The organism is Nocardioides convexus, assembly GCF_011090295.1.
In genome coordinates, this window is the sequence record NZ_JAAMYA010000001.1 from 611,085 (window position 1) to 627,358 (window position 16,274).

The following is a 16,274-nucleotide window of genomic DNA, read 5'->3' on the forward strand; positions in this document are numbered from 1 at the left end:
TGGTCTGTGTTCACTCGGGAACGGCAGGCGCCGGGACCGGGGTCCGGACGGGGGAGCGTGCTCCCTCGATCGCCACCGCTGCAGCCGCGGCGACGACGGAGGCGATCGCGATGAACTCCCAGCCCGCGCGCACGTCCTCCAGGCCGATGGCTCCGCTGCCCAGGATGCCGACCAGGATGCTGACCCCGAGGGCCATCCCGACCTGGCGGGCCATGCTCGCCAGACCGCTGCCGGTCGAGGCCTGCTCCGGCGGAAGTCCGGCGGTCGCGGCGGCGACCAGGTTCGGCATGGCGAGCCCGACGCCGACGCCGCCGAGGAGCCAGCCGGGCAGGAAGGTCGTGGCGTAGGACGGCTCGGCGGAGATGACGAGGGCCTGCCAGGTGGCGGCGAGTCCGAACAGCAGGCTCCCGGCGGCGATCAGGCGGCCCGGTGCGACCCGTGGGAGCAGGCGCGCGGCGAGGATCGAGGTCGGTACGACGAGCAGGGGTCCGACCGCGACCGCGACGCCGGTGCGCAGCGCCGAGTAGTCCCAGGCGTTCTGCATCCACAGGATGCCCAGCAGGAGCGAGGAGCCGAAGGCGGTGTTGTAGGCGAGGGCGGCCAGGTTCGCCCACCGCACCGTGCGGATCCGGAGCAGCGCCGGGTCCACGACCGGCGCGCTGTGCCGGGAGCCTGACCAGGACGAAGCCGCCGAGCAGGAGGACGGCGCCCGCGAAGGAGCCGAGCACGCCGGGCGAGGACCAGCCCCACTCGTTGCCCTGGGTCAGGCCGAGGATCAGGCCGCCGATGCCCCCGGTGATGAGCACGGCGCCGAGGAGGTCGGGGCGCGGCGCGCCCGCGTTGTGGCGCACGTCGGGGACGAAGCGCACTGCGGCGAGCGCCAGCCCGGCCCCGATCGGCACGTTGATCCAGAACGCCCAGTGCCACGACGCCTGGACCAGCACGCCGCCGGCGGCGGGGCCGAGCGCGGCCGCGACAGCGCTCGCCAGCGCCCAGATGCGGGCACCCGCCGCGCGCCGCTCCGGCGGCAGGGCGCCGAGGAGCAGGCCGAGGCTGGCGGGCGTCATGGCCGCAGCGCCCACGGCCTGCAGCACGCGGAAGGCGACGAGGGTCCACACGTCGTCGGCGAGCCCGCACGCCAGGCTGGCCGCGGAGAACAGCACGATGCCGCCGACGAAGCCCGCCTTGCGGCCGTAGCGGTCGGTGAGCCGGCCCATCGGGATGAGCAGGGCGGCGAAGACGACGGCGTACCCGTTGAGGACCCAGGCTGAGTCGGCTCAGCGTGGGCGGCGAGCCGGCAGCGGCGAAGTCGCGGCCGATGTCGTCGAAGGCGACGTTGACGATGAAGAGGTCGAGGCCGGCGAGGAAGGTCGCGCCGGTGAGGAGCGCGGTCACCAGGCCCGGTCGTGGCTGACTGTGGGTGGACATAGCCAGGACCGTAGAGGCCTGGCTATGGATCGCACAACTCAGAGGTCTAGGATGCGGGCATGACCATGCGCATGGCCGGCCCGCTGGCCGAGCGGGGAGAGGTCCCGCTCGGCCCGGCCTGCCCGATCGACCGGACGATGGGCCTGCTGGGCAACCGCACCGCGATGCTGCTGCTGCGCGAGGCGTTCTACGGCGCCCGACGCTTCGAGCAGCCTGGTCCGTCGCGTCGGCGTCACCGATGCCGTCGCCTCCCAGCGGCTGCGCGAGCTCGTGGCCGCCGGGGTGCTGGCGAAGGAGCCCTACCGCGAGCCCGGCCAGCGCACCCGGCACGAGTACGTCCTCACCGACGCGGGCCGCGAGCCTGGCCCCGATCCTGGTCGGGCTGCTCGAGTGGGGGCGCACCCACCTGCCCGACGACCGCAGCCGGGTCGCCCTGTCCCACCACGACTGCGGCGCGGCGGTGCACGCGGTGCTGCGCTGCGAGTCCGGGCACGACGTACCGATCGAGGAGACGGTGGTCACCGGACGACGCGGCTGACCTACCAAGCATTTGCTTGGTACGCTGCTCCGGTGGACCTGACCGAGAGCGCCGAGGACCGCGCCTTCCGCGAGGAGGTGCGCACCTGGCTCGCCGACCACCTGAGCGGCGAGTGGGGCGCGCTGCGCGGTCTCGGTGGACCCGGCCGCGAGCACGAGGCGCACGACGAGCGGCTGGCCTGGAACCGGCACCTCGCCGAGCACGGCTGGACCGCGCTCGGCTGGCCGGTCGAGCACGGCGGCCGCGGACTGAGCCTGTGGCAGCAGGTGGTCTTCCACGAGGAGTACGCCCGCGCGAACGCCCCCGCCGGCGTCAACCACCTCGGCGAGCAGCCTGCTCGGCCCCACCCTGATCGCGTTCGGCACCGACGAGCAGCGGCAGCGCTTCCTGCCCGAGATCGTCGCGGTGCGCGAGCTTGTGGGCGCAGGGCTACTCCGAGCCCGGTGCCGGCTCGGACCTGGCGAACGTGCAGACCCGGGCGCGGTTGGTCTCGACGGGCTCGACCGGCGGCGAGGAGTGGGTGATCGACGGGCAGAAGGTGTGGACCTCGCTCGCCCACCTCGCCGACTGGTGCTTCGTCGTCGCTCGCACCGAGCCGGGCTCCGAGCGCCACGCCGGGCTGTCCTTCCTGCTCGTCCCGCTCGACCAGGAGGGCGTCGAGATCCGCCCGATCGAGCAGGCTGACGAGCGGCTCGGAGTTCAACGAGGTCTTCTTCACCGGTGCGCGTACGGCGGGCGGGCTGGTCGTCGGCGAGCCGGGCCGCGGCTGGGGCGTCGCCATGGGCCTGCTCGGCTTCGAGCGTGGCGTGTCCACGCTCGGCCAGACCGTCGGCTTCGCCCGCGAGCCTGGAGAGCGTCGTGGCGCGCGCCAAGGACAACGGCTCCATCGACGACCCGGTCATCCGCGACCGGCTGGCCCGGATGAAGACCGAGCTGGCCGTGATCCGGTCCTTCGCGCTGCGCTCGCTGGCGCTCGTCGAGGGCGGCCAGGACTCCGCCGCCGGCAACGGCGCGGGGTCCGTCTTCAAGCCTGGCGTGGGCCGGCTGGCACCGCACCCTCGGCGAGGTCGCGATGGACGTCGCCGGTGCCGAGGGCCTGGTGGCGCGGCCCGGCTACGACCTGGACGAGCACCAGCGGCTCTTCCTCTTCTCCCGCGCCGACACGATCTACGGCGGCAGCGACGAGATCCAGAAGAACATCCTCGCCGAGCGGGTGCTCGGCCTACCCAAGGAGCCCCGCGGATGACCGCTCTGCGTCCCGAGCAGCCCACGCCCGACTACGTCCCCGGCCACGACCTCCTGGCCGGGAAGGTCGTCGTGGTGACGGCGGCCGCCGGAGCCGGCATCGGCGCGGCCGTCGTACGACGCGCGCTGGAGGAGGGCGCCAGGGCGGTCGTCTTCAGCGACACCCACGCCCGGCGCCTGGCCGAGGCCGAGGAGGCGCTGGCGGGGGAGTTCGGCGCCGAGCGGGTCCGCCAGGCTCGTCTGCGACGTCACCCGGGAGGCCGACGTCCAAGCGCTGCTCGACGCCGCCGACGAGCCTCGGCGGGGTGGACGTGCTCGTCAACAACGCCGGCCTCGGTGGCACCGACTCGATCCTCGAGGTCACCGACGAGACCTGGAACCGGGTCATCGACATCACTCTCAACGGCACCATGCGCGCCACCCGCGCCGCCGGGCAGCGCTTCGTGGCGGCCGGCAAGAGGGGCGTGATCGTCAACAACGCCTCCGTGATCGGCTGGCGCGCACAGGAGGGCCAGGCCCACTACGCCGCCGCGAAGGCCGGGGTCATGGCGCTCACCCGCTGCGCGGCGCTCGACCTTGCGCCGTACGGGATCCGGGTCAACGCGGTCTCCCCGAGCCTGGCGATGCACCCCTTCCTGGAGAAGGTCACCTCGGCCGAGTCTGCTCGCCGGGTCTCAAGCAGCGCGAGGCATTTGGCCGCGCCGCCGCGCCGTGGGAGGTTGCCAACGTGATGGTGTTCCTCGCGAGCGACTACTCGTCGTACCTGACCGGTGAGGTGATCAGTGTCAGCAGCCAGCACGCCTGAGGGCGGCACGCCCAGTCGCCGCGAGCAGTCTGCTCGCGATCGCGGCCACGCTGTTCGCCGAGAAGGGCTTCCGCAACACGACGGTGCGCGACATCGCCGACGCCGCGGGCATCCTCTCCGGCAGCCTCTACCACCACTTCGACTCCAAGGAGTCGATGGTGGACGAGATCCTGATCCCCTTCCAGGACGAGCTCTTCGGCAAGTACGACGCGATCCTCGCCAGCGGCGACGACGCGCGCACGAAGCCTGGAGGCGGCCGTCCGGGTGTCCTTCGAGGCGATCGACCGGCACCCGCACGAGGTGGCGATCTTCCAGAACGACGCCGACCACCTCGGGACCTTCGAGCGCTTCGGCTACCTCGCCGACCGCAACGCCCAGTCCCGGCAGGTCTGGGTGACCCTGATCGAGGAGGGCGTGCGCACCGGTGTGCTCCGCGCCGACCTCGACGTCACGCTGACCTACCGCTTCATCCGCGACACGGTGTGGGTCGCCGTGCGGTGGTACCGCCCCGGCGGCGGGCTGAGCCACACCGACGTCGCCGACCAGTACGTCCGGATTCTCCTAGATGGGATCAGCAATGCCTGAGGCTTACCTCGTCGACGCCGTCCGCACCGCCGTCGGCAAGCGCGGCGGTGCGCTCGCCGGCGTGCACTCCGCGGACCTCGCGGCGCACTCGATCGCCGCGCTCTTCGAGCGCACCGGGGCCGACCCGGGCGCGGTGGACGACGTCATCCTCGGCTGCTGCGACACGATCGGCTCGCAGGCCGGCGACGTGGCTCGTACGGCCTGGCTCGTGGCCGGGCTGCCCGACCACGTCCCCGGCGTGACCATCGACCGCCAGTGCGGCTCCTCGCAGCAGGCGGTCCACTTCGCGGCGCAGGGTGTGCTGTCCGGCACGCAGGACCTCGTCGTGGCGGGCGGTGTGCAGAACATGAGCGCCATCCCGATCTCCGCGGCGATGCTGGTCGGCCAGCAGTACGGCTTCTCCACGCCCTTCGCGGAGTCGCCCGGCTGGCAGAAGCGGTACGGCGACCAGGAGGTCTCGCAGTTCCGCTCGGCCGAGATGATCGCGGAGCGGTGGGACATCAGCCGGGAGGAGATGGAGGCCTTCGCACTGGCCTCCCACGAGCGGGCGCGCACCGCGATCGCCGAGGGCCGCTTCGCCGGGCAGATCGCGCCGCTGACGCTGGAGGACGGGACCGTCTTCGACACCGACCAGTGCCCGCGGGAGACCTCGCTGGAGAAGATGGCCGGTCTCGAGCCGCTGGCCCCCGGCGGCCGGATCACCGCGGCCGTCGCGTCCCAGATCTGCGACGGCTCCTCGGCCGTGCTGGTTGCCTCCGAGCAGGCCGTGAAGGACCACGGGCTCACCCCCGGGCCCGGATCGTGCACCTGTCGGTGCGTGGGGACGACCCCGTCTGGATGCTCACCGGGCCGATCGGCGCGACCAAGCACGCCGTGGAGCGCTCGGGCATCGCCATCGACGACATCGACCTGTTCGAGTGCAACGAGGCATTCGCCTCGGTCGCGCTGGCGTGGATGAAGGAGACCGGCGCGCCGCACGAGAAGGTCAACGTCAACGGCGGCGGCATCGCGCTCGGCCACCCGATCGGCGCGACCGGCACCCGGCTGATGACCACGCTGCTCGACGAGCCTGGAGCGCACCGGGGGCCGCTACGGCCTGCAGACGATGTGCGAGGGCGGCGGACAGGCCAACGTCACGATCATCGAGCGACTGGGCTGACCTTCCCCCGGGGGCCGGAGTCCTCGTCCGCGGCCGCGTGCTGCCGATGGGAAGGATCTCGGGGGAAGGGGGAGGCCATGAACAACCGCCACGCCGAGCAGCTCGCCACTGGTCGTGCTCGGCACCTACGCGCTGGGCTACCTCGCGGGGCGCTCGATCGCGACGCTCTGGTCGCGCGGGCCCGCCCACGAGCACGGCGTACGACGCATCGCCGCCGGGGCGCGGCACGGCGGCCTCAGCGCGGACGGTGCCGGCGCCGCTCCGACTCGAAGACGAGCCGCCTGATCCGGTCACCGTGCACGCTCGGGTCGAGGAACGCGATCGCGATGCCGACGCCGCCGCCCGCGAACCGGACGTGGCGCACGACGCGGGCCGGTTGGGCGAGGTTCTCGCTGTCGATGCGGATCGTCGCCTCGACCTCCTGGCCGGCCGGCGGCACCTGGCCCTGGGTGGCCAGCAGCACGCCGCCCTCGCTGAGGTCGACCGCGACGCCGAGCAGGTTCTCCGGCAGGATGCCGTCGTCGTCCGGCGTCGCCGGCCAGGTCAGCGAGATCGGAACCGCTACCCGGGCACGGAAGAACGCCCGCTGCTGCAGCCGGGTCGGCGCGGACGAGGGCCGCAGCAGCCACACCCTGCCGTAGCCTGCGGATCGCCGGGCGGGTGCTGACGGCGCACTCCATCCGGCCCAGCGGGTAGGTCCAGGTGACGCTCGCGTCGAAGTGGTGCTCGTCGGGGTCCATGCCCTCGGGGCAGGCCACGACGAGCGCGGTGCCGCCGTCGCCGTACGGCTCCAGGTCCAGGACGCGGGTCTCCACCGCCACCGGCTCCCCGGAGGTCGGGCGGAGGGTCAGCGCCACCGACTGCAGGAGGGCAGGGTGCACCTCAGCAGGAGCCGGGAGCGGACGCGACACCGTCATGGTCCTCTTCTCGGCAGCCGGGACACCGACCTGAGTGGTCTGGTTCGATGAGGTCATGGATCCCGGGATGCAGGCCCTGTTGGCACGCGGCGGCTGGGAGCCTGGTGGACCCCCGTCCGGTGGCCGCGGAGAACCCGGACACCTTCGAGCCTGCCCGGTGCCGACGCCCTGGCGGGGCTCGTTCCCGGCAGCGTGGTCCGCGCGATGTTCCGGCTCGCCACGATCGCCGACCTGGCGCGCGACGACCGGCCGCCGTACGACGTGCACGGGCGCCCGGTCCTGGTGCCCCACGTCGAGCGGATGTGGGCGGTCGTCACCTCCGTCGAGGGCGACGTGGTCGAGTGCCTGCTCGACAACCAGCCGTACGCCACGCACACCAGCCTGACGCTCTTCGACCGGCTGCGGATCCCGCTGTCGCACCTGATCGCCACCGACCCGCCGCGCCCGCACCTCGCCGAGCACCTGGCGTTCGTGGCCCGGATGGCCGAGGAGGACGAACGGCCCGCGGCCCAGGACACCCCCGTCGCCCCGGCGGCGCCGCCGCGGATCCGTGGCGACCAGCAGGCCGTGTGCGAGCGCGCCGGTGTCCGCGCGGAGCCGCCCTGGCCCTTCGGTGCTGCGCTGCTCGCGCGCAACGTCACCCCGGACGTGGCGGTCCTGCACGCCGCCCGCTTCCCCCGACACCGCAGCGCCGCGACACCGGTTGGGTGTTCTTCGCCGACAGTGCCGACTTCGAGGAGGTCGCCGCCACCGTCGGCTTCGACGTGGTGATGGTGCAGGAGGCGAGCCGGGCCCATCCGGCGATCCAGCCGCGGCTCGCCCTGCCACCGGGCTGGGGGTTCAGCGTGGCCGACGGGCTCGACGACCTCTATCCCGTGGAGATCGACGACTGAGGCCTCAGAGCACGGTCCACCAGATGCCGGCGATGCCGGGCAGGAGGCCGAGCAGCAGCCACGGCGACCTCCAGGAGCGGTGCAGGACCAGCAGGGTCGCCGCGATGCCGCCGACCATGAACGCCGTCGCGATGATGCTGAGACCCACCCGGGCATCGGTGCGGTCGGGATCGACGTGGTCGGCCGCGATCACGAAGCCCACGGCCAGGTGCAGCACCGTCGTCACGATCAGCGCGGCGACGACGCGGCGCTGGGTGCGCTGCAGACGCTCGACGTCCTCGGGGTCGGGTGCCTTGCGTGGGGCACTCGGGTCCATGAGGTGCCGCCGGCGGGGGTTCGGCTGATCAGCCACCCGGCCAGGATATCCAGTGGCGACGGGCGGTCCGGCACCGCATGCTGGCCGCATGGAGATCATCCCGTTCGGCCCCGACGACGCTGCCGAGTCTCGCTGCCTTCGCCACCCTGCGCAACGAGGTGAACGCGGTCGACGCGCCGTGGGAGCGGCCCACCACGCCGGCCCGGCTCGCCGGCCGACTCCGGTTCGGCTGGGACGGCGAGCCGGAGGACCCCTACCTCGCCACGGCCGACGGGGTGCCCGTCGCCTACGGCACGGTGAGCACCAGCGAGTACGACAACCTCGACCTGGCCTTCGTGATGGTCGCGGTGCACCCGTCGTACCGGCGCCGGGGGCACGGCACCGCCCTGCTCACCGCGCTCCTCGAGGAGGCCCGGCGCCGGGGACGGACGAGCGTCGTCGGCGAGACGTGGGAGAGCGAGGCGCTGCACGCCTTCGCCACGCACCACGGCTTCGAGCGCAAAGCTCGCCTCCATCAACCGCCGGCAGACGCTCGCCGACGTGGACTGGCCCGCCCTCGCCGAGCAGTACGACGCGGCGTCGGCCGCCGCGCCCGACTACGTCCTCGAGCGCTGGGAAACGCCGACCCCCGAGGACCGCCTGGACGACCTCGCGGCGATGGCCTCCGCCATCAACGACGCGCCCCTGGACGACCTCGACTACGAGGACGAGGTGTTCACGGGCGAGCGCATGCGGGCCTACGAGGAGGCCTCCGCCGGCAAGGGGGAGCGGATGTACCGGGTGGTGGCCCGGCACGTCCCGACCGGCGAGCTCGCCGGCCAGACCGTGGTGGTCGTCGACACCGAGGAGCCCACCTGGGCCGACCAGCACGACACGTCGGTGACCCGGGCGCACCGGGGCCACCGGCTGGGGCTGCTGCTCAAGGCCGAGTCTGCTGTTCTGGCTGCGTGAGGCCGAGCCGCAGGTGCTGACCGTCAACACCTGGAACGCCGAGTCCAACGACCACATGATCGGCGTCAACGAGCCTGCTGGCGTACCGGATCCAGGGCCGGGAGTGGGCCTACCAGCGACGCATCGCGGGCACTCAGGCGTAGCGGTGGCTCTTCTGGGGGTGGCCCTGCTCCCGGGTGCAGGTGCGGCCGCTCATGTTGCGGTGACCGCACAGCCCGTCGGCCTGCGGGGCGTCCTCCTCCGGGGCTGTCGCCTTCGCGGCGCTCGCCCTGGTCGGCGTCGCCTTGGCCGGCGCGGCCTTCTTCGCCGGACTCGCGGCCCGGGCCTGCGCCTCGGCGTAGCGGGCTTCGCGCATCGCGCGGACGGCGTCCATCTTGCTCATCGGCTCTTCACGGGAGCGACCCTAGGCGACGGGTCCGACACGACGCTCCGGCAGGTCGGCCCCCCGGTCGGTAGGCTTCCCGCTCCGACGAGATGGACGAGCCCAGGAGGCTGACATGGTGGCGAGCCGTTCCGCGCGCGAGCGCAAGGCCGCCGGGCAGGCCGGGCCGCTGGCGCGGGTGCGCATCGAGGTCGGCGCGCAGGAGCAGTTCGTCTACAAGATCAGCCTGTGTGGAGTGCACCGGCAAGGGCGAGCGGCCCTGGTCGGCGTACCGGCCGGGGGAGGACAACGGGTTCATGGCCGCCATGGACCGCTGGATCTTCCACCTCAGGGAGCGCCACCCCGGCAGCGACGCGCCCTGCCTGGAGTTCCTGTCCGCGGCCGAGCACCGCCTGCAGGAGCGCCGCGAGCAGCGCGGGTCTCAGCGCACGTAGGACGCGGCCCGGCGCAGGCTCGTCGGCCGCCTGGACGACGATCCGCTCCACCAGGCTCCGCGCAGGTCGGCAGGTCGTCGATCACGCCGACCACCTGCCCGCTGGCGAGCACGCCGGCGGAGGTGTCGCCCTCCACGAGCCCCGCGCGCAGCATCGTCGGGGTGTTCGCGGCGAGCGCCATCTGGCCGAGAGTGCGGCCCTGCGCCTTCTTCATGGCGCGGCCGTCCTTGAGCAAGCTGGCTCCACGACATGCCCGAGGACCTCTTGAACTCCAGGGTGCGACGGGCGGTCGGTCCCAGCCGGCGTACGGCGGAGGTCTCCTCCAGCGACTCGACGAGCTCGGTGCGCAGCATCCGGTGCGGCATCCCGTCGACCTTCGCGGTGACGACCGTGTCGGTGAGGCCGCGCTCGAGGTAGAGCCTCTTGACGGCGTCGGGCACGGCGGAGTCCTGGGTGAGCAGGAAGCGCGTGCCCATGCCGACCCCGGCGGCTCCGTAGGACAGGGCGGCGGCGAGCCCGCGGCCGTCGTAGAAGCCCCCGGCGGCGATGACCGGGATGTCGACGGCGTCGAGCACGGTCGGCAGCAGCAGCGTGGTCGGGATCGGGCCGGTGTGCCCGCCGCCCTCGCCGCCCTGGACCATCACCGCGTCGGCACCCCAGGCCGCAACCTTCTTCGCGTGCTTGGCGGCGCCGATCGACGGCATCACCACGACGTCGTGCTCCTTGAGCATCGCGATCAGGCTCGGGCTTGGGCGCGAGCGCGAAGGAGGCCACCTTCACGCCGTGGTCGATGAGCAGCCGGCAGCGGTCGGCCGCGTCGCCGGCGTCGGCGCGCAGGTTCACGCCGAACGGCCGGTCGGTGCGTCCCTTGACCTCGACGATCGCCTGCTCCAGGCTCGGCGAAGGTCATCGTGGCCGAGGCCAGGATGCCCAGCCCGCCGGCGTTCGCGGTGCCGGAGACCAGGCGCGGGCCGGAGACCCAGCCCATCCCGGTCTGCACGACGGGGTGCGGGACGCCGACCAGGTCGGTGAACGGGGTGCGGATCCGCTGCTCAGGCATCCGGCACCTCCTTGAACCGCAGGCCCCGGGGGTCGAGCACCTCGCGGATGACGACCAGGCTCCTCGGCCGTCGGCTCGCGGGTGGTCGCGACGTCGTCCGGCACGTCCAGCGCGAACCCGGTGGCCGCGACCACCTCGTCCACGCCGACCCCCGGGTGCACCGAGAGCAGGCGCACCGTGTCGTCGGGACCCTTGACGTCGAACACCCCGAGGTTGCTGACGATCCGGTGGATGTCGTTGAAGCGGGCGGCGGCCGGCCCGGCCTCCTTGGCCCGCTTCGGCCCGACTCCGGAGACGATGTCGACCTGCTCGACGAAGACCCGGGGCGAGTGCTTCGGGACCCAGTACGACGTCCGGTTGTTCACCGTGTTCCCGGGCGCACCGCGGGAGCCGAGCAGCTGACGCTTCGGCCGGTCGAAGGGCCCGATGGCGGAGATGTTCTGGTTGCCGTGGCGATCGACCTGGGTGGCGCCCATCATCACGTGCCGCTTGCCGTAGGCGACCACGTCGAAGACCCGGCGGAACGGGATCCACCCCTCGACCACGTCGCCCTTGGCGAGCAGCGGCGGCACCCCGCCGAGGAAGAGCGACTCGCCGTCGGAGAGGACGAGGTCCGGGTTGCTGGTCAGCCTGGCCAGCCGGACCCCGAGCATCGGCAGCAGGCCCATCGGGCTGCCGAAGATCTCGCCGTCGTCCTTGAAGGCGTCGGCGATGGCGGCGGCGCAGACGTCCGCGCGCGTGCACTCACTCATCGTGCGTTCTCCTCGGTGAAGGCCTGGACGGCGGCCTGGTAGGCCTCTTCGTCCCCGGACAGGAAACGCTCCTCGAAGGCCGCCCAGTCCTCCTCGGAACCGGCGGCCGCGGCGGCGTATGCCTTCTGGAAGCGCTCGTCGCGCTCGTAGTCCGGCGTGCAGGTCGTGAAGTGCGCGCCGTTCGGCGTCTCGACCACACCGGTGACCATCATCCGGTTGAGCAGCACCCGCTGGACGGGGGTGTCGACGGTGAGGCCGGCGGTGTCGACGACCTGCTCGACCGCGAGGTACGTGCGGTCGGCGGCCATCGCGAACAGGTCGTCGAAGTACGGGTCCGGCCCCAGGTACGTCGCGTTGCCGTGCACGTCCGCGCGGTTGAGGTGCACCAGGGCGACATCGAGCCGGAGCGCCGGGACGGCGACCGACTCCTCGTGGCCGTGGCCCTCGTCGTAGGGGCTGGTGACGGTCGTGATGTCCGGGTTGTTGACGAGGACGTCCGAGCCGAGGCCGGCACGCATCGGCAGGAAGGGCAGGCGCTCGGCGGCGGCCTTGAGACCAGTCTGGAACATGCCCTCGTCCAGGCTCGACGACCTCGGGGATGGTGCCCTCCTGGCGGGCCTTCTGGAAGCCTGGGCTCCAGCGGGACGGAGTCGAGGGAGACGAAGGCGTAGACGAGCTTTGCGGATCTTGCCCGCGCGGGCGAGCAGGCCGACGTCGGCGCCGCCCCAGACCACGATCGTCAGGTCCTTCAGGTCCGAGCGGAGGATCGCGCGGACCAGCGCCATCGGCTTGCGGCGCGGCCCCCAGCCACCGATGCCGATGGTCATGCCGTCCTCGAGGGAGGCGACGACCTCCTCGATCGTCATCTGCTTGTCGCGGGGCTTGCGGCTCACTTCTTCGCTCCCTTGTCGGTGCCCGCGAACTCGTCGCGGAGCCTCGTCGGACACGCCCATCAGGTTGAGTCTCGAAGGTGAAGCCCTGCTCCCACCGGTAGGACTTGTTGACGTTGACCGGGTCGATCCCGTTGAGCGCCTCCTTGGCGGCGCGGATCACGCGGGTGTCCTTGGCGGCGATGTCGCGGGCGACCCGCAGGGCGGCCTCGTCGAGGCTCCTCGCGGGGGACGACCTCCAGGACGGAGCCGAACTGCACCAGGTCGTGGGCGGGGATGGTGCGGGCGGTGAAGTAGAGGGTGCGCATCATGTGCTGCGGCACGAGGCGGGCCATGTGGGTGGCGGCGCCGAGGGCACCCTGGTTGACCTCGGGCACGCCGAAGTAGGCGTCCTCGCTCGCCACGACGCAGTCCGCGTTGCCGACCAGCCCGACGCCGCCGCCGACGCAGAAGCCGTTGACGGCCGCGATCACCGGGACGCTGCACTCGTAGACCGCCTTGAACGCGGCGTAGCAGCCCTTGTTGGCGCCGAGCAGCGCGTCGAAGCCGGTCGTGCCCTGCATCTCCTTGATGTCGACGCCGGCGTTGAAGCCCTTGCCCTCCGCGCGCAGGACCACGACCTTGGTCGCCGGGTCCGCGCTCGCCTCGTCGAGGGCGCCGGCCACGTCGTACCAGCCCTGCACGGTGAGGGCGTTGACCGGGGGAGCGCTCATCGTGACGAGACGGATCCCGTCCTCGCGCCGCTCGCTGGTGACTGTCATGGCTGCACCCTACCAAGCAAATGCTTGGTAGGGTGTTCGTCATGGCACTCGCACTGGACCTGGGCGGGCGTGTCGCGCTGGTGACCGGCGGGGCACGCGGCATCGGCCGCGGCATCACCGAGGTGCTGCTCGCCGCCGGCGCGAGCGTCGTCACCTGCGGCCGCTCCGAGGCCGACCCGCCGGCCGGTGCCACACACCGGCGGTGCGACGTGCGCGACGAGACGTCGGTGGGTGAGCCTGGTCGCCGGGATCGTGGCCGAGCACGGCCGGTTGGACGTCGTCGTCAACAACGCCGGGGGAGCGCCCTACGCGCTCGCCGCGGACGCCTCCCCGCGCTTCCACGACAAGGTCGTCGGGCTCAACCTGATGTCCTCGCTGCTGGTCGCTCAGGCCGCGAACGCCGTGATGCAGACGCAGCCGGGCGGCGGCGCGATCGTCAACATCTCCTCGGTCTCGGCCGTGCGCCCCTCACCCGGCACGGCGGCGTACGGCGCCGCGAAGGCCGGGGTCGACTCCCTCACCACCTCGCTGGCCCAGGAGTGGGGCCCGAAGGTGCGGGTCAACGCCGTCGACGTCGGGCTGGTGCGCACGCCCGACACCGCCGACCACTACGGCGGCGACGCGACCGTCGCCGCCATCGAGTCCACCATCCCGGCCGGCCGGATGGCCGAGGTCGCCGAGATCGGTCAGGTCGTCGCGTTCCTGGCCAGCGACCTGGCGTCGTACGTCTCGGGGGCGCGGGTCGCCTGCCACGGCGGCGGCGAGCAGCCGGTCTTCCTCTATCTCGCCCGAGAAGCCCAGAAGGAGCAGCAGTGAGCAGGTTGTTGGAGGGTCGCATCGCGATCGTCACCGGAGCCGGCCGTGGGATCGGCCGGGCCCACGCCCTCGAGCCTGGCCCGGCACGGTGCGAAGGTCGTCGTCAACGACTACGGCGTGTCGAACCACGGTGAGAAGACCGCCCCCTCCGACCAGCAGAGCCCCGCGCACGAGGTGGTCGCCGAGATCGAGGCGATGGGCGGGGAGGCCGTCGTGAACGGTGCCGACGTCGCCGACTTCGAGCAGGCCGCGGCGATGGTGCAGCAGGCGATCGACACCTTCGGCGGCCTGGACATCCTGGTCAACAACGCCGGCTTCGTCCGCGACCGGATGCTCGTCAACGCCACCGAGGACGAGTTCGACGCGGTGGTGCGGGTGCACCTCAAGGGCCACTTCGCGCCGCTGCGGCACGCCGCGTCGTACTGGCGGGCGGAGTCGAAGGCGGGCCGCCAGCGCGCCGCGCGCGTCGTCAACACCACCTCCGGAGCCGGGCTCCAGGGCTCGATCGGCCAGGTCGTCTACTCCGCCGCCAAGGGCGGGATCGCCACGATGACCCTCGTCGCAGCGGCCGAGCCTGGGTCGGGTCGGGGTCACGGTCAACGCGATCGCCCCGGTCGCGAAGACCCGGATGACCGAGGGTGCCTTCGACACCTCCGCCATGGCCCTGCCCGAGGACAACTCACCGCTCGTCGCGTGGCTCGCCTCGGAGGAGTCCGGCGACGTCACCGGCCGCGTGATCGAGGTGGACGGCTCCGTGATCACCTTGGAGACCGGCTGGGCCCACGGCCCGTCCCGCGACGCCGGTGCCCGCTGGGATGCTGCCGCGGTCGGTCCCGCCCTGCGGGACCTGGTCGCGGAGGCTCCCGCTCCCGAGCCCGTCTACGGCGCCTGAACCGCGGCCCGGCCGCTCACTTCAGCGGCCGGGTGGCCGGACCCTCCAGCACCGCTCCGTCGGCGCCGAACCGGGAGCCGTGCAGCGGGCAGTCCCAGGAGTCCTCGGTCGCGTTCCACGACAGCACCCCGCCCAGGTGGGTGCACAGCGGCGCGTCGTCTCCACGGAACGGGCGGGCGGCGTGCCCGCAGGCCATCTGCACGCCGACCTCGCCGTTGAAGAGCGCGGCGCGGCCGGCGGCGAGCGCCTCCCGCGGGGTCCAGGCTGCGCAGCGCCCGCGCCCAGGACGGCACCGTGCCGCCGAGCAGGTCCGCGGCGAGCGCCAGTGCGGCGGCGGGTGCGGCGGTGAGGCCCCACTTGTCGAAGCCGGTCGCGACCTGGATCCGGTGGTCGCCGGGCAGCAACGGTCCGACGTACGGCAGCCCGCTAACGGGCGACTGGTCCTGCGCCGACCACACGTGGCGGACCTCGCTGCCGGGGAAGGTCTCGGCCGCCCAGGACAGCAGCGACGAGAGCCGGCGCGGCGGGTCGCTGCGGCCGGTCACGTGCCCGGAGCCGCCGATCATCAGCAGGCTCCTCGCCGCCGGCCACGGTGACCGAGCGCAGCGAGCGGGCCTGCTGGTCCGCGGACAGGTGCATCCCCTCCGGCACCCAGGACGACGACAGCGCGGCGGCGTAGGAGCGCTGCGGCTTGAGCCGGGCGAAGAAGGCACCGCGGTCGAGGATCGGCTGTCCGCTGGCCAGCACCACCCGGTCGGTGTCGATCTCAGCCTGCGCGGTGCGCACCGTCACCCGCTCGCCCGACCGGTCCACGCCGATCACACGGGAGGACTCGAAGAGCGTGCCGCCCTCCGCCTCCAGGCTGGTCACGAGCGAGGCGAGCAGGTCGAGGGCGTGCAGCCTGGAGCCTGGTCCTCCAGGCACACGGCCCCGTGCACGTCGTAGGGCAGGCTCGGTCTCGCGCGTCCAGGCTCACGGCAAGCCCGCACGAGCGCGCGGCGGCGAGCTTCGGCGCGCGCCCGCAGGCTCGCCGAGCCGGGTCGTGGCGTAGGTCGTCGCGTGCCCGGCGCGGTGGTCGACGTCGTGCTCCTCGCAGTAGCGGCGCAGCCAGGCCTGGCCCTCCCGGCTCGCCTCGACGTACTGCCGGGCGACGCCGAGCGGGTTGGTGCGGACCACCCGGCTCAGGCCTTCGTGCCCTGCAGGAGGCTCACCTTGCCGGTGGTGTGACCGGTGGTGCCGTCGCCGACGCGTCGCGCCTCGAGCACGGCCACCGATCGTCCGCCGCGCGCGAGCAGGAGACCGGTGAGCAGGCCGGCGATGCCGGCGCCCACCACCACGACGTCGTACGACGCCCGGCCGGTCGCCGCGGGACGCTGCTCCGGGCGTGGCCGGTCGAACCAGACGGGGGTGCTGGAGGCGGGGATCGGAGTGTCCATGCCGGTTCGCTACC

The 16,274-nt window shown here is 73.0% G+C and carries 25 protein-coding genes and 6 pseudogenes; 16 read left to right on the forward strand and 15 right to left on the reverse strand.

From position 1 onward, the window contains the following. Positions 1 to 10: 10 nt before the first annotated feature. Positions 11 to 544 (reverse strand): MFS transporter, encoded by a 534-nt coding sequence (locus G5V59_RS35705; RefSeq protein WP_341350846.1) that lies wholly within the window; start codon positions 542 to 544, stop codon positions 11 to 13. A 1,154-nt stretch (positions 545 to 1,698) separates the two neighbouring features. Here G5V59_RS35705 and G5V59_RS35710 point away from each other — a divergent pair. The 8 genes and pseudogenes from G5V59_RS35710 to G5V59_RS04535 all read left to right on the forward strand — a co-directional run bounded on the left by G5V59_RS35710 (position 1,699) and on the right by G5V59_RS04535 (position 6,045). Beyond that, positions 1,699 to 2,490 carry an acyl-CoA dehydrogenase family protein gene (locus tag G5V59_RS35710; RefSeq protein WP_341350847.1) on the forward strand — a complete coding sequence of 264 codons (792 nt, stop codon included), beginning with the start codon at positions 1,699 to 1,701 and terminating at the stop codon, positions 2,488 to 2,490. Then, on the forward strand, positions 2,433 to 2,891 hold the full coding sequence (locus tag G5V59_RS04495) for an acyl-CoA dehydrogenase family protein (protein ID WP_278255726.1): 459 nt from the start codon (positions 2,433 to 2,435) through the stop codon (positions 2,889 to 2,891). Before G5V59_RS35710 ends, G5V59_RS04495 begins: the two co-directional genes overlap by 58 nt. A gap of 93 nt (positions 2,892 to 2,984) precedes the next feature. Then, positions 2,985 to 3,212, forward strand: a pseudogene (locus tag G5V59_RS04500) (acyl-CoA dehydrogenase family protein); the annotation flags it as partial. Positions 3,213 to 3,522: 310 nt separating this feature from the next. Next, positions 3,523 to 3,942: an SDR family NAD(P)-dependent oxidoreductase gene (locus G5V59_RS04505; protein ID WP_278259632.1), complete on the forward strand. Its 420-nt coding sequence runs from the start codon at positions 3,523 to 3,525 to the stop codon at positions 3,940 to 3,942. After that, a complete protein-coding gene (locus tag G5V59_RS04510) occupies positions 3,939 to 4,016 on the forward strand; it encodes a hypothetical protein (RefSeq protein WP_278259633.1) in 78 nt (25 codons plus the stop codon). The genes G5V59_RS04505 and G5V59_RS04510 overlap by 4 nt, the downstream gene beginning before the upstream one ends. 300 nt (positions 4,017 to 4,316) lie before the next feature. After that, entirely contained in the window at positions 4,317 to 4,601 is a 285-nt protein-coding gene (locus G5V59_RS04515; RefSeq protein WP_278259634.1) for a hypothetical protein, read from the forward strand. Beyond that, positions 4,594 to 5,760 (forward strand): annotated as a pseudogene (locus tag G5V59_RS04520) (acetyl-CoA C-acetyltransferase). Before G5V59_RS04515 ends, G5V59_RS04520 begins: the two are co-directional and overlap by 8 nt. Positions 5,761 to 5,874: 114 nt before the next feature. Further along, entirely contained in the window at positions 5,875 to 6,045 is a 171-nt protein-coding gene (locus G5V59_RS04535) for a hypothetical protein (protein WP_278260271.1), read from the forward strand. A 5-nt stretch (positions 6,046 to 6,050) separates the two neighbouring features. On the opposite strand, the gene G5V59_RS04540 is transcribed toward G5V59_RS04535, so the two are convergent. Then, the gene (locus G5V59_RS04540; RefSeq protein WP_278260272.1) at positions 6,051 to 6,677 is read right to left on the reverse strand and encodes a hypothetical protein; all 627 of its coding nucleotides are present in this window, start codon (positions 6,675 to 6,677) and stop codon (positions 6,051 to 6,053) included. A gap of 204 nt (positions 6,678 to 6,881) precedes the next feature. Between G5V59_RS04540 and G5V59_RS04545 the strand changes: the two genes are divergently transcribed. Then, the gene (locus G5V59_RS04545; protein ID WP_278255727.1) at positions 6,882 to 7,448 is read left to right on the forward strand and encodes a hypothetical protein; all 567 of its coding nucleotides are present in this window, start codon (positions 6,882 to 6,884) and stop codon (positions 7,446 to 7,448) included. Continuing rightward, positions 7,445 to 7,570 carry a hypothetical protein gene (locus G5V59_RS04550; protein WP_278255728.1) on the forward strand — a complete coding sequence of 42 codons (126 nt, stop codon included), beginning with the start codon at positions 7,445 to 7,447 and terminating at the stop codon, positions 7,568 to 7,570. The genes G5V59_RS04545 and G5V59_RS04550 overlap by 4 nt, the downstream gene beginning before the upstream one ends. A 4-nt stretch (positions 7,571 to 7,574) precedes the next feature. Here the strand turns inward: G5V59_RS04550 and G5V59_RS04555 are convergent, their stop codons facing one another. After that, on the reverse strand, positions 7,575 to 7,922 hold the full coding sequence (locus G5V59_RS04555) for a hypothetical protein (protein WP_278255729.1): 348 nt from the start codon (positions 7,920 to 7,922) through the stop codon (positions 7,575 to 7,577). A 41-nt stretch (positions 7,923 to 7,963) separates the two neighbouring features. On the opposite strand from G5V59_RS04555, the gene G5V59_RS04560 reads away from it, so the two are divergent. Continuing rightward, positions 7,964 to 8,857, forward strand: coding sequence for a GNAT family N-acetyltransferase (locus G5V59_RS04560; protein WP_278255730.1), 894 nt, complete (start codon positions 7,964 to 7,966; stop codon positions 8,855 to 8,857). 113 nt (positions 8,858 to 8,970) lie between these two features. On the opposite strand, the gene G5V59_RS04565 is transcribed toward G5V59_RS04560, so the two are convergent. Then, positions 8,971 to 9,219: a hypothetical protein gene (locus G5V59_RS04565; protein ID WP_278255731.1), complete on the reverse strand. Its 249-nt coding sequence runs from the start codon at positions 9,217 to 9,219 to the stop codon at positions 8,971 to 8,973. 92 nt (positions 9,220 to 9,311) lie between these two features. Here G5V59_RS04565 and G5V59_RS04570 point away from each other — a divergent pair, with 92 nt between their 5' ends. Next, a complete protein-coding gene (locus G5V59_RS04570) occupies positions 9,312 to 9,653 on the forward strand; it encodes a hypothetical protein (RefSeq protein WP_278255732.1) in 342 nt (113 codons plus the stop codon). Here the strand turns inward: G5V59_RS04570 and G5V59_RS04575 are convergent. Genes G5V59_RS04575 through G5V59_RS04595 form a run of 5 tightly spaced genes read right to left on the reverse strand, consistent with a single transcriptional unit; the run spans position 9,641 to position 13,116 of the window. Further along, complete coding sequence (locus G5V59_RS04575) at positions 9,641 to 10,384, reverse strand: nitronate monooxygenase (protein ID WP_278255733.1); 744 nt, start codon at positions 10,382 to 10,384, stop codon at positions 9,641 to 9,643. The two genes, G5V59_RS04570 and G5V59_RS04575, sit on opposite strands and share 13 nt — an antisense overlap. Before the next feature lie 5 nt (positions 10,385 to 10,389). Further along, positions 10,390 to 10,641, reverse strand: a complete 252-nt coding sequence (locus G5V59_RS04580; protein ID WP_278255734.1) for a nitronate monooxygenase — start codon at positions 10,639 to 10,641, stop codon at positions 10,390 to 10,392. Continuing rightward, a complete protein-coding gene (locus tag G5V59_RS04585; protein WP_278255735.1) occupies positions 10,560 to 11,465 on the reverse strand; it encodes a CoA-transferase in 906 nt (301 codons plus the stop codon). Before G5V59_RS04585 ends, G5V59_RS04580 begins: the two co-directional genes overlap by 82 nt. Beyond that, the gene (locus G5V59_RS04590; RefSeq protein WP_278255736.1) at positions 11,462 to 12,412 is read right to left on the reverse strand and encodes a CoA-transferase; all 951 of its coding nucleotides are present in this window, start codon (positions 12,410 to 12,412) and stop codon (positions 11,462 to 11,464) included. Before G5V59_RS04590 ends, G5V59_RS04585 begins: the two co-directional genes overlap by 4 nt. A gap of 5 nt (positions 12,413 to 12,417) precedes the next feature. After that, positions 12,418 to 13,116, reverse strand: a complete 699-nt coding sequence (locus G5V59_RS04595; protein WP_278255737.1) for an enoyl-CoA hydratase family protein — start codon at positions 13,114 to 13,116, stop codon at positions 12,418 to 12,420. A gap of 41 nt (positions 13,117 to 13,157) precedes the next feature. Between G5V59_RS04595 and G5V59_RS04600 the strand changes: the two are divergent. The 4 genes and pseudogenes from G5V59_RS04600 to G5V59_RS04615 form a co-directional block, all read left to right on the forward strand. Then, positions 13,158 to 13,244: pseudogene (locus tag G5V59_RS04600) on the forward strand (short-chain dehydrogenase); the annotation flags it as partial. Between the two features lie 103 nt (positions 13,245 to 13,347). Beyond that, positions 13,348 to 13,932, forward strand: coding sequence for an SDR family oxidoreductase (locus G5V59_RS04605; protein WP_278255738.1), 585 nt, complete (start codon positions 13,348 to 13,350; stop codon positions 13,930 to 13,932). Between the two features lie 174 nt (positions 13,933 to 14,106). After that, positions 14,107 to 14,451, forward strand: a pseudogene (locus G5V59_RS04610) (SDR family NAD(P)-dependent oxidoreductase); the annotation flags it as partial. A gap of 109 nt (positions 14,452 to 14,560) precedes the next feature. Further along, a complete protein-coding gene (locus G5V59_RS04615; RefSeq protein ID WP_278255739.1) occupies positions 14,561 to 14,824 on the forward strand; it encodes a hypothetical protein in 264 nt (87 codons plus the stop codon). Positions 14,825 to 14,840: 16 nt separating this feature from the next. Here the strand turns inward: G5V59_RS04615 and G5V59_RS04620 are convergent, their stop codons facing one another. From G5V59_RS04620 to G5V59_RS04640, 6 genes and pseudogenes are all read right to left on the reverse strand, one after another. Beyond that, positions 14,841 to 15,020, reverse strand: coding sequence for a Rieske 2Fe-2S domain-containing protein (locus tag G5V59_RS04620; RefSeq protein WP_278259636.1), 180 nt, complete (start codon positions 15,018 to 15,020; stop codon positions 14,841 to 14,843). A gap of 178 nt (positions 15,021 to 15,198) precedes the next feature. Next, positions 15,199 to 15,390, reverse strand: a pseudogene (locus G5V59_RS04625) (hypothetical protein); the annotation flags it as partial. Between the two features lie 148 nt (positions 15,391 to 15,538). Then, positions 15,539 to 15,748: pseudogene (locus tag G5V59_RS35715) on the reverse strand (hypothetical protein); the annotation flags it as partial. Continuing rightward, positions 15,691 to 15,813 carry a hypothetical protein gene (locus G5V59_RS04630; RefSeq protein ID WP_278255740.1) on the reverse strand — a complete coding sequence of 41 codons (123 nt, stop codon included), beginning with the start codon at positions 15,811 to 15,813 and terminating at the stop codon, positions 15,691 to 15,693. The gene G5V59_RS04630 and the pseudogene G5V59_RS35715, both read right to left, overlap by 58 nt. After that, complete coding sequence (locus G5V59_RS04635) at positions 15,797 to 16,000, reverse strand: hypothetical protein (protein WP_278255741.1); 204 nt, start codon at positions 15,998 to 16,000, stop codon at positions 15,797 to 15,799. Before G5V59_RS04635 ends, G5V59_RS04630 begins: the two co-directional genes overlap by 17 nt. A 5-nt stretch (positions 16,001 to 16,005) precedes the next feature. Continuing rightward, on the reverse strand, positions 16,006 to 16,260 hold the full coding sequence (locus G5V59_RS04640; protein WP_278255742.1) for an FAD-dependent oxidoreductase: 255 nt from the start codon (positions 16,258 to 16,260) through the stop codon (positions 16,006 to 16,008). Between the last annotated feature and the right edge of the window lie 14 nt (positions 16,261 to 16,274).

Coding starts and splice junctions, on each gene's coding strand:
- G5V59_RS04585 (WP_278255735.1), bottom strand. CDS start 11,465: ATGAGTGAGTGCACGCGCGCGGACGTCTGCGCCGCCGCCATCGCCGAC.
- G5V59_RS04575 (WP_278255733.1), bottom strand. CDS start 10,384: ATGCTCAAGGAGCACGACGTCGTGGTGATGCCGTCGATCGGCGCCGCC.
- G5V59_RS04620 (WP_278259636.1), bottom strand. CDS start 15,020: ATGGCCTGCGGGCACGCCGCCCGCCCGTTCCGTGGAGACGACGCGCCG.
- G5V59_RS04580 (WP_278255734.1), bottom strand. CDS start 10,641: ATGGGCTGGGTCTCCGGCCCGCGCCTGGTCTCCGGCACCGCGAACGCC.
- G5V59_RS35705 (WP_341350846.1), bottom strand. CDS start 544: ATGCAGAACGCCTGGGACTACTCGGCGCTGCGCACCGGCGTCGCGGTC.
- G5V59_RS04560 (WP_278255730.1), top strand. CDS start 7,964: ATGCTGGCCGCATGGAGATCATCCCGTTCGGCCCCGACGACGCTGCCG.
- G5V59_RS04570 (WP_278255732.1), top strand. CDS start 9,312: ATGGACGAGCCCAGGAGGCTGACATGGTGGCGAGCCGTTCCGCGCGCG.
- G5V59_RS04565 (WP_278255731.1), bottom strand. CDS start 9,219: ATGAGCAAGATGGACGCCGTCCGCGCGATGCGCGAAGCCCGCTACGCC.
- G5V59_RS04540 (WP_278260272.1), bottom strand. CDS start 6,677: ATGACGGTGTCGCGTCCGCTCCCGGCTCCTGCTGAGGTGCACCCTGCC.
- G5V59_RS04615 (WP_278255739.1), top strand. CDS start 14,561: ATGACCGAGGGTGCCTTCGACACCTCCGCCATGGCCCTGCCCGAGGAC.
- G5V59_RS04640 (WP_278255742.1), bottom strand. CDS start 16,260: ATGGACACTCCGATCCCCGCCTCCAGCACCCCCGTCTGGTTCGACCGG.
- G5V59_RS04595 (WP_278255737.1), bottom strand. CDS start 13,116: ATGACAGTCACCAGCGAGCGGCGCGAGGACGGGATCCGTCTCGTCACG.
- G5V59_RS04545 (WP_278255727.1), top strand. CDS start 6,882: ATGTTCCGGCTCGCCACGATCGCCGACCTGGCGCGCGACGACCGGCCG.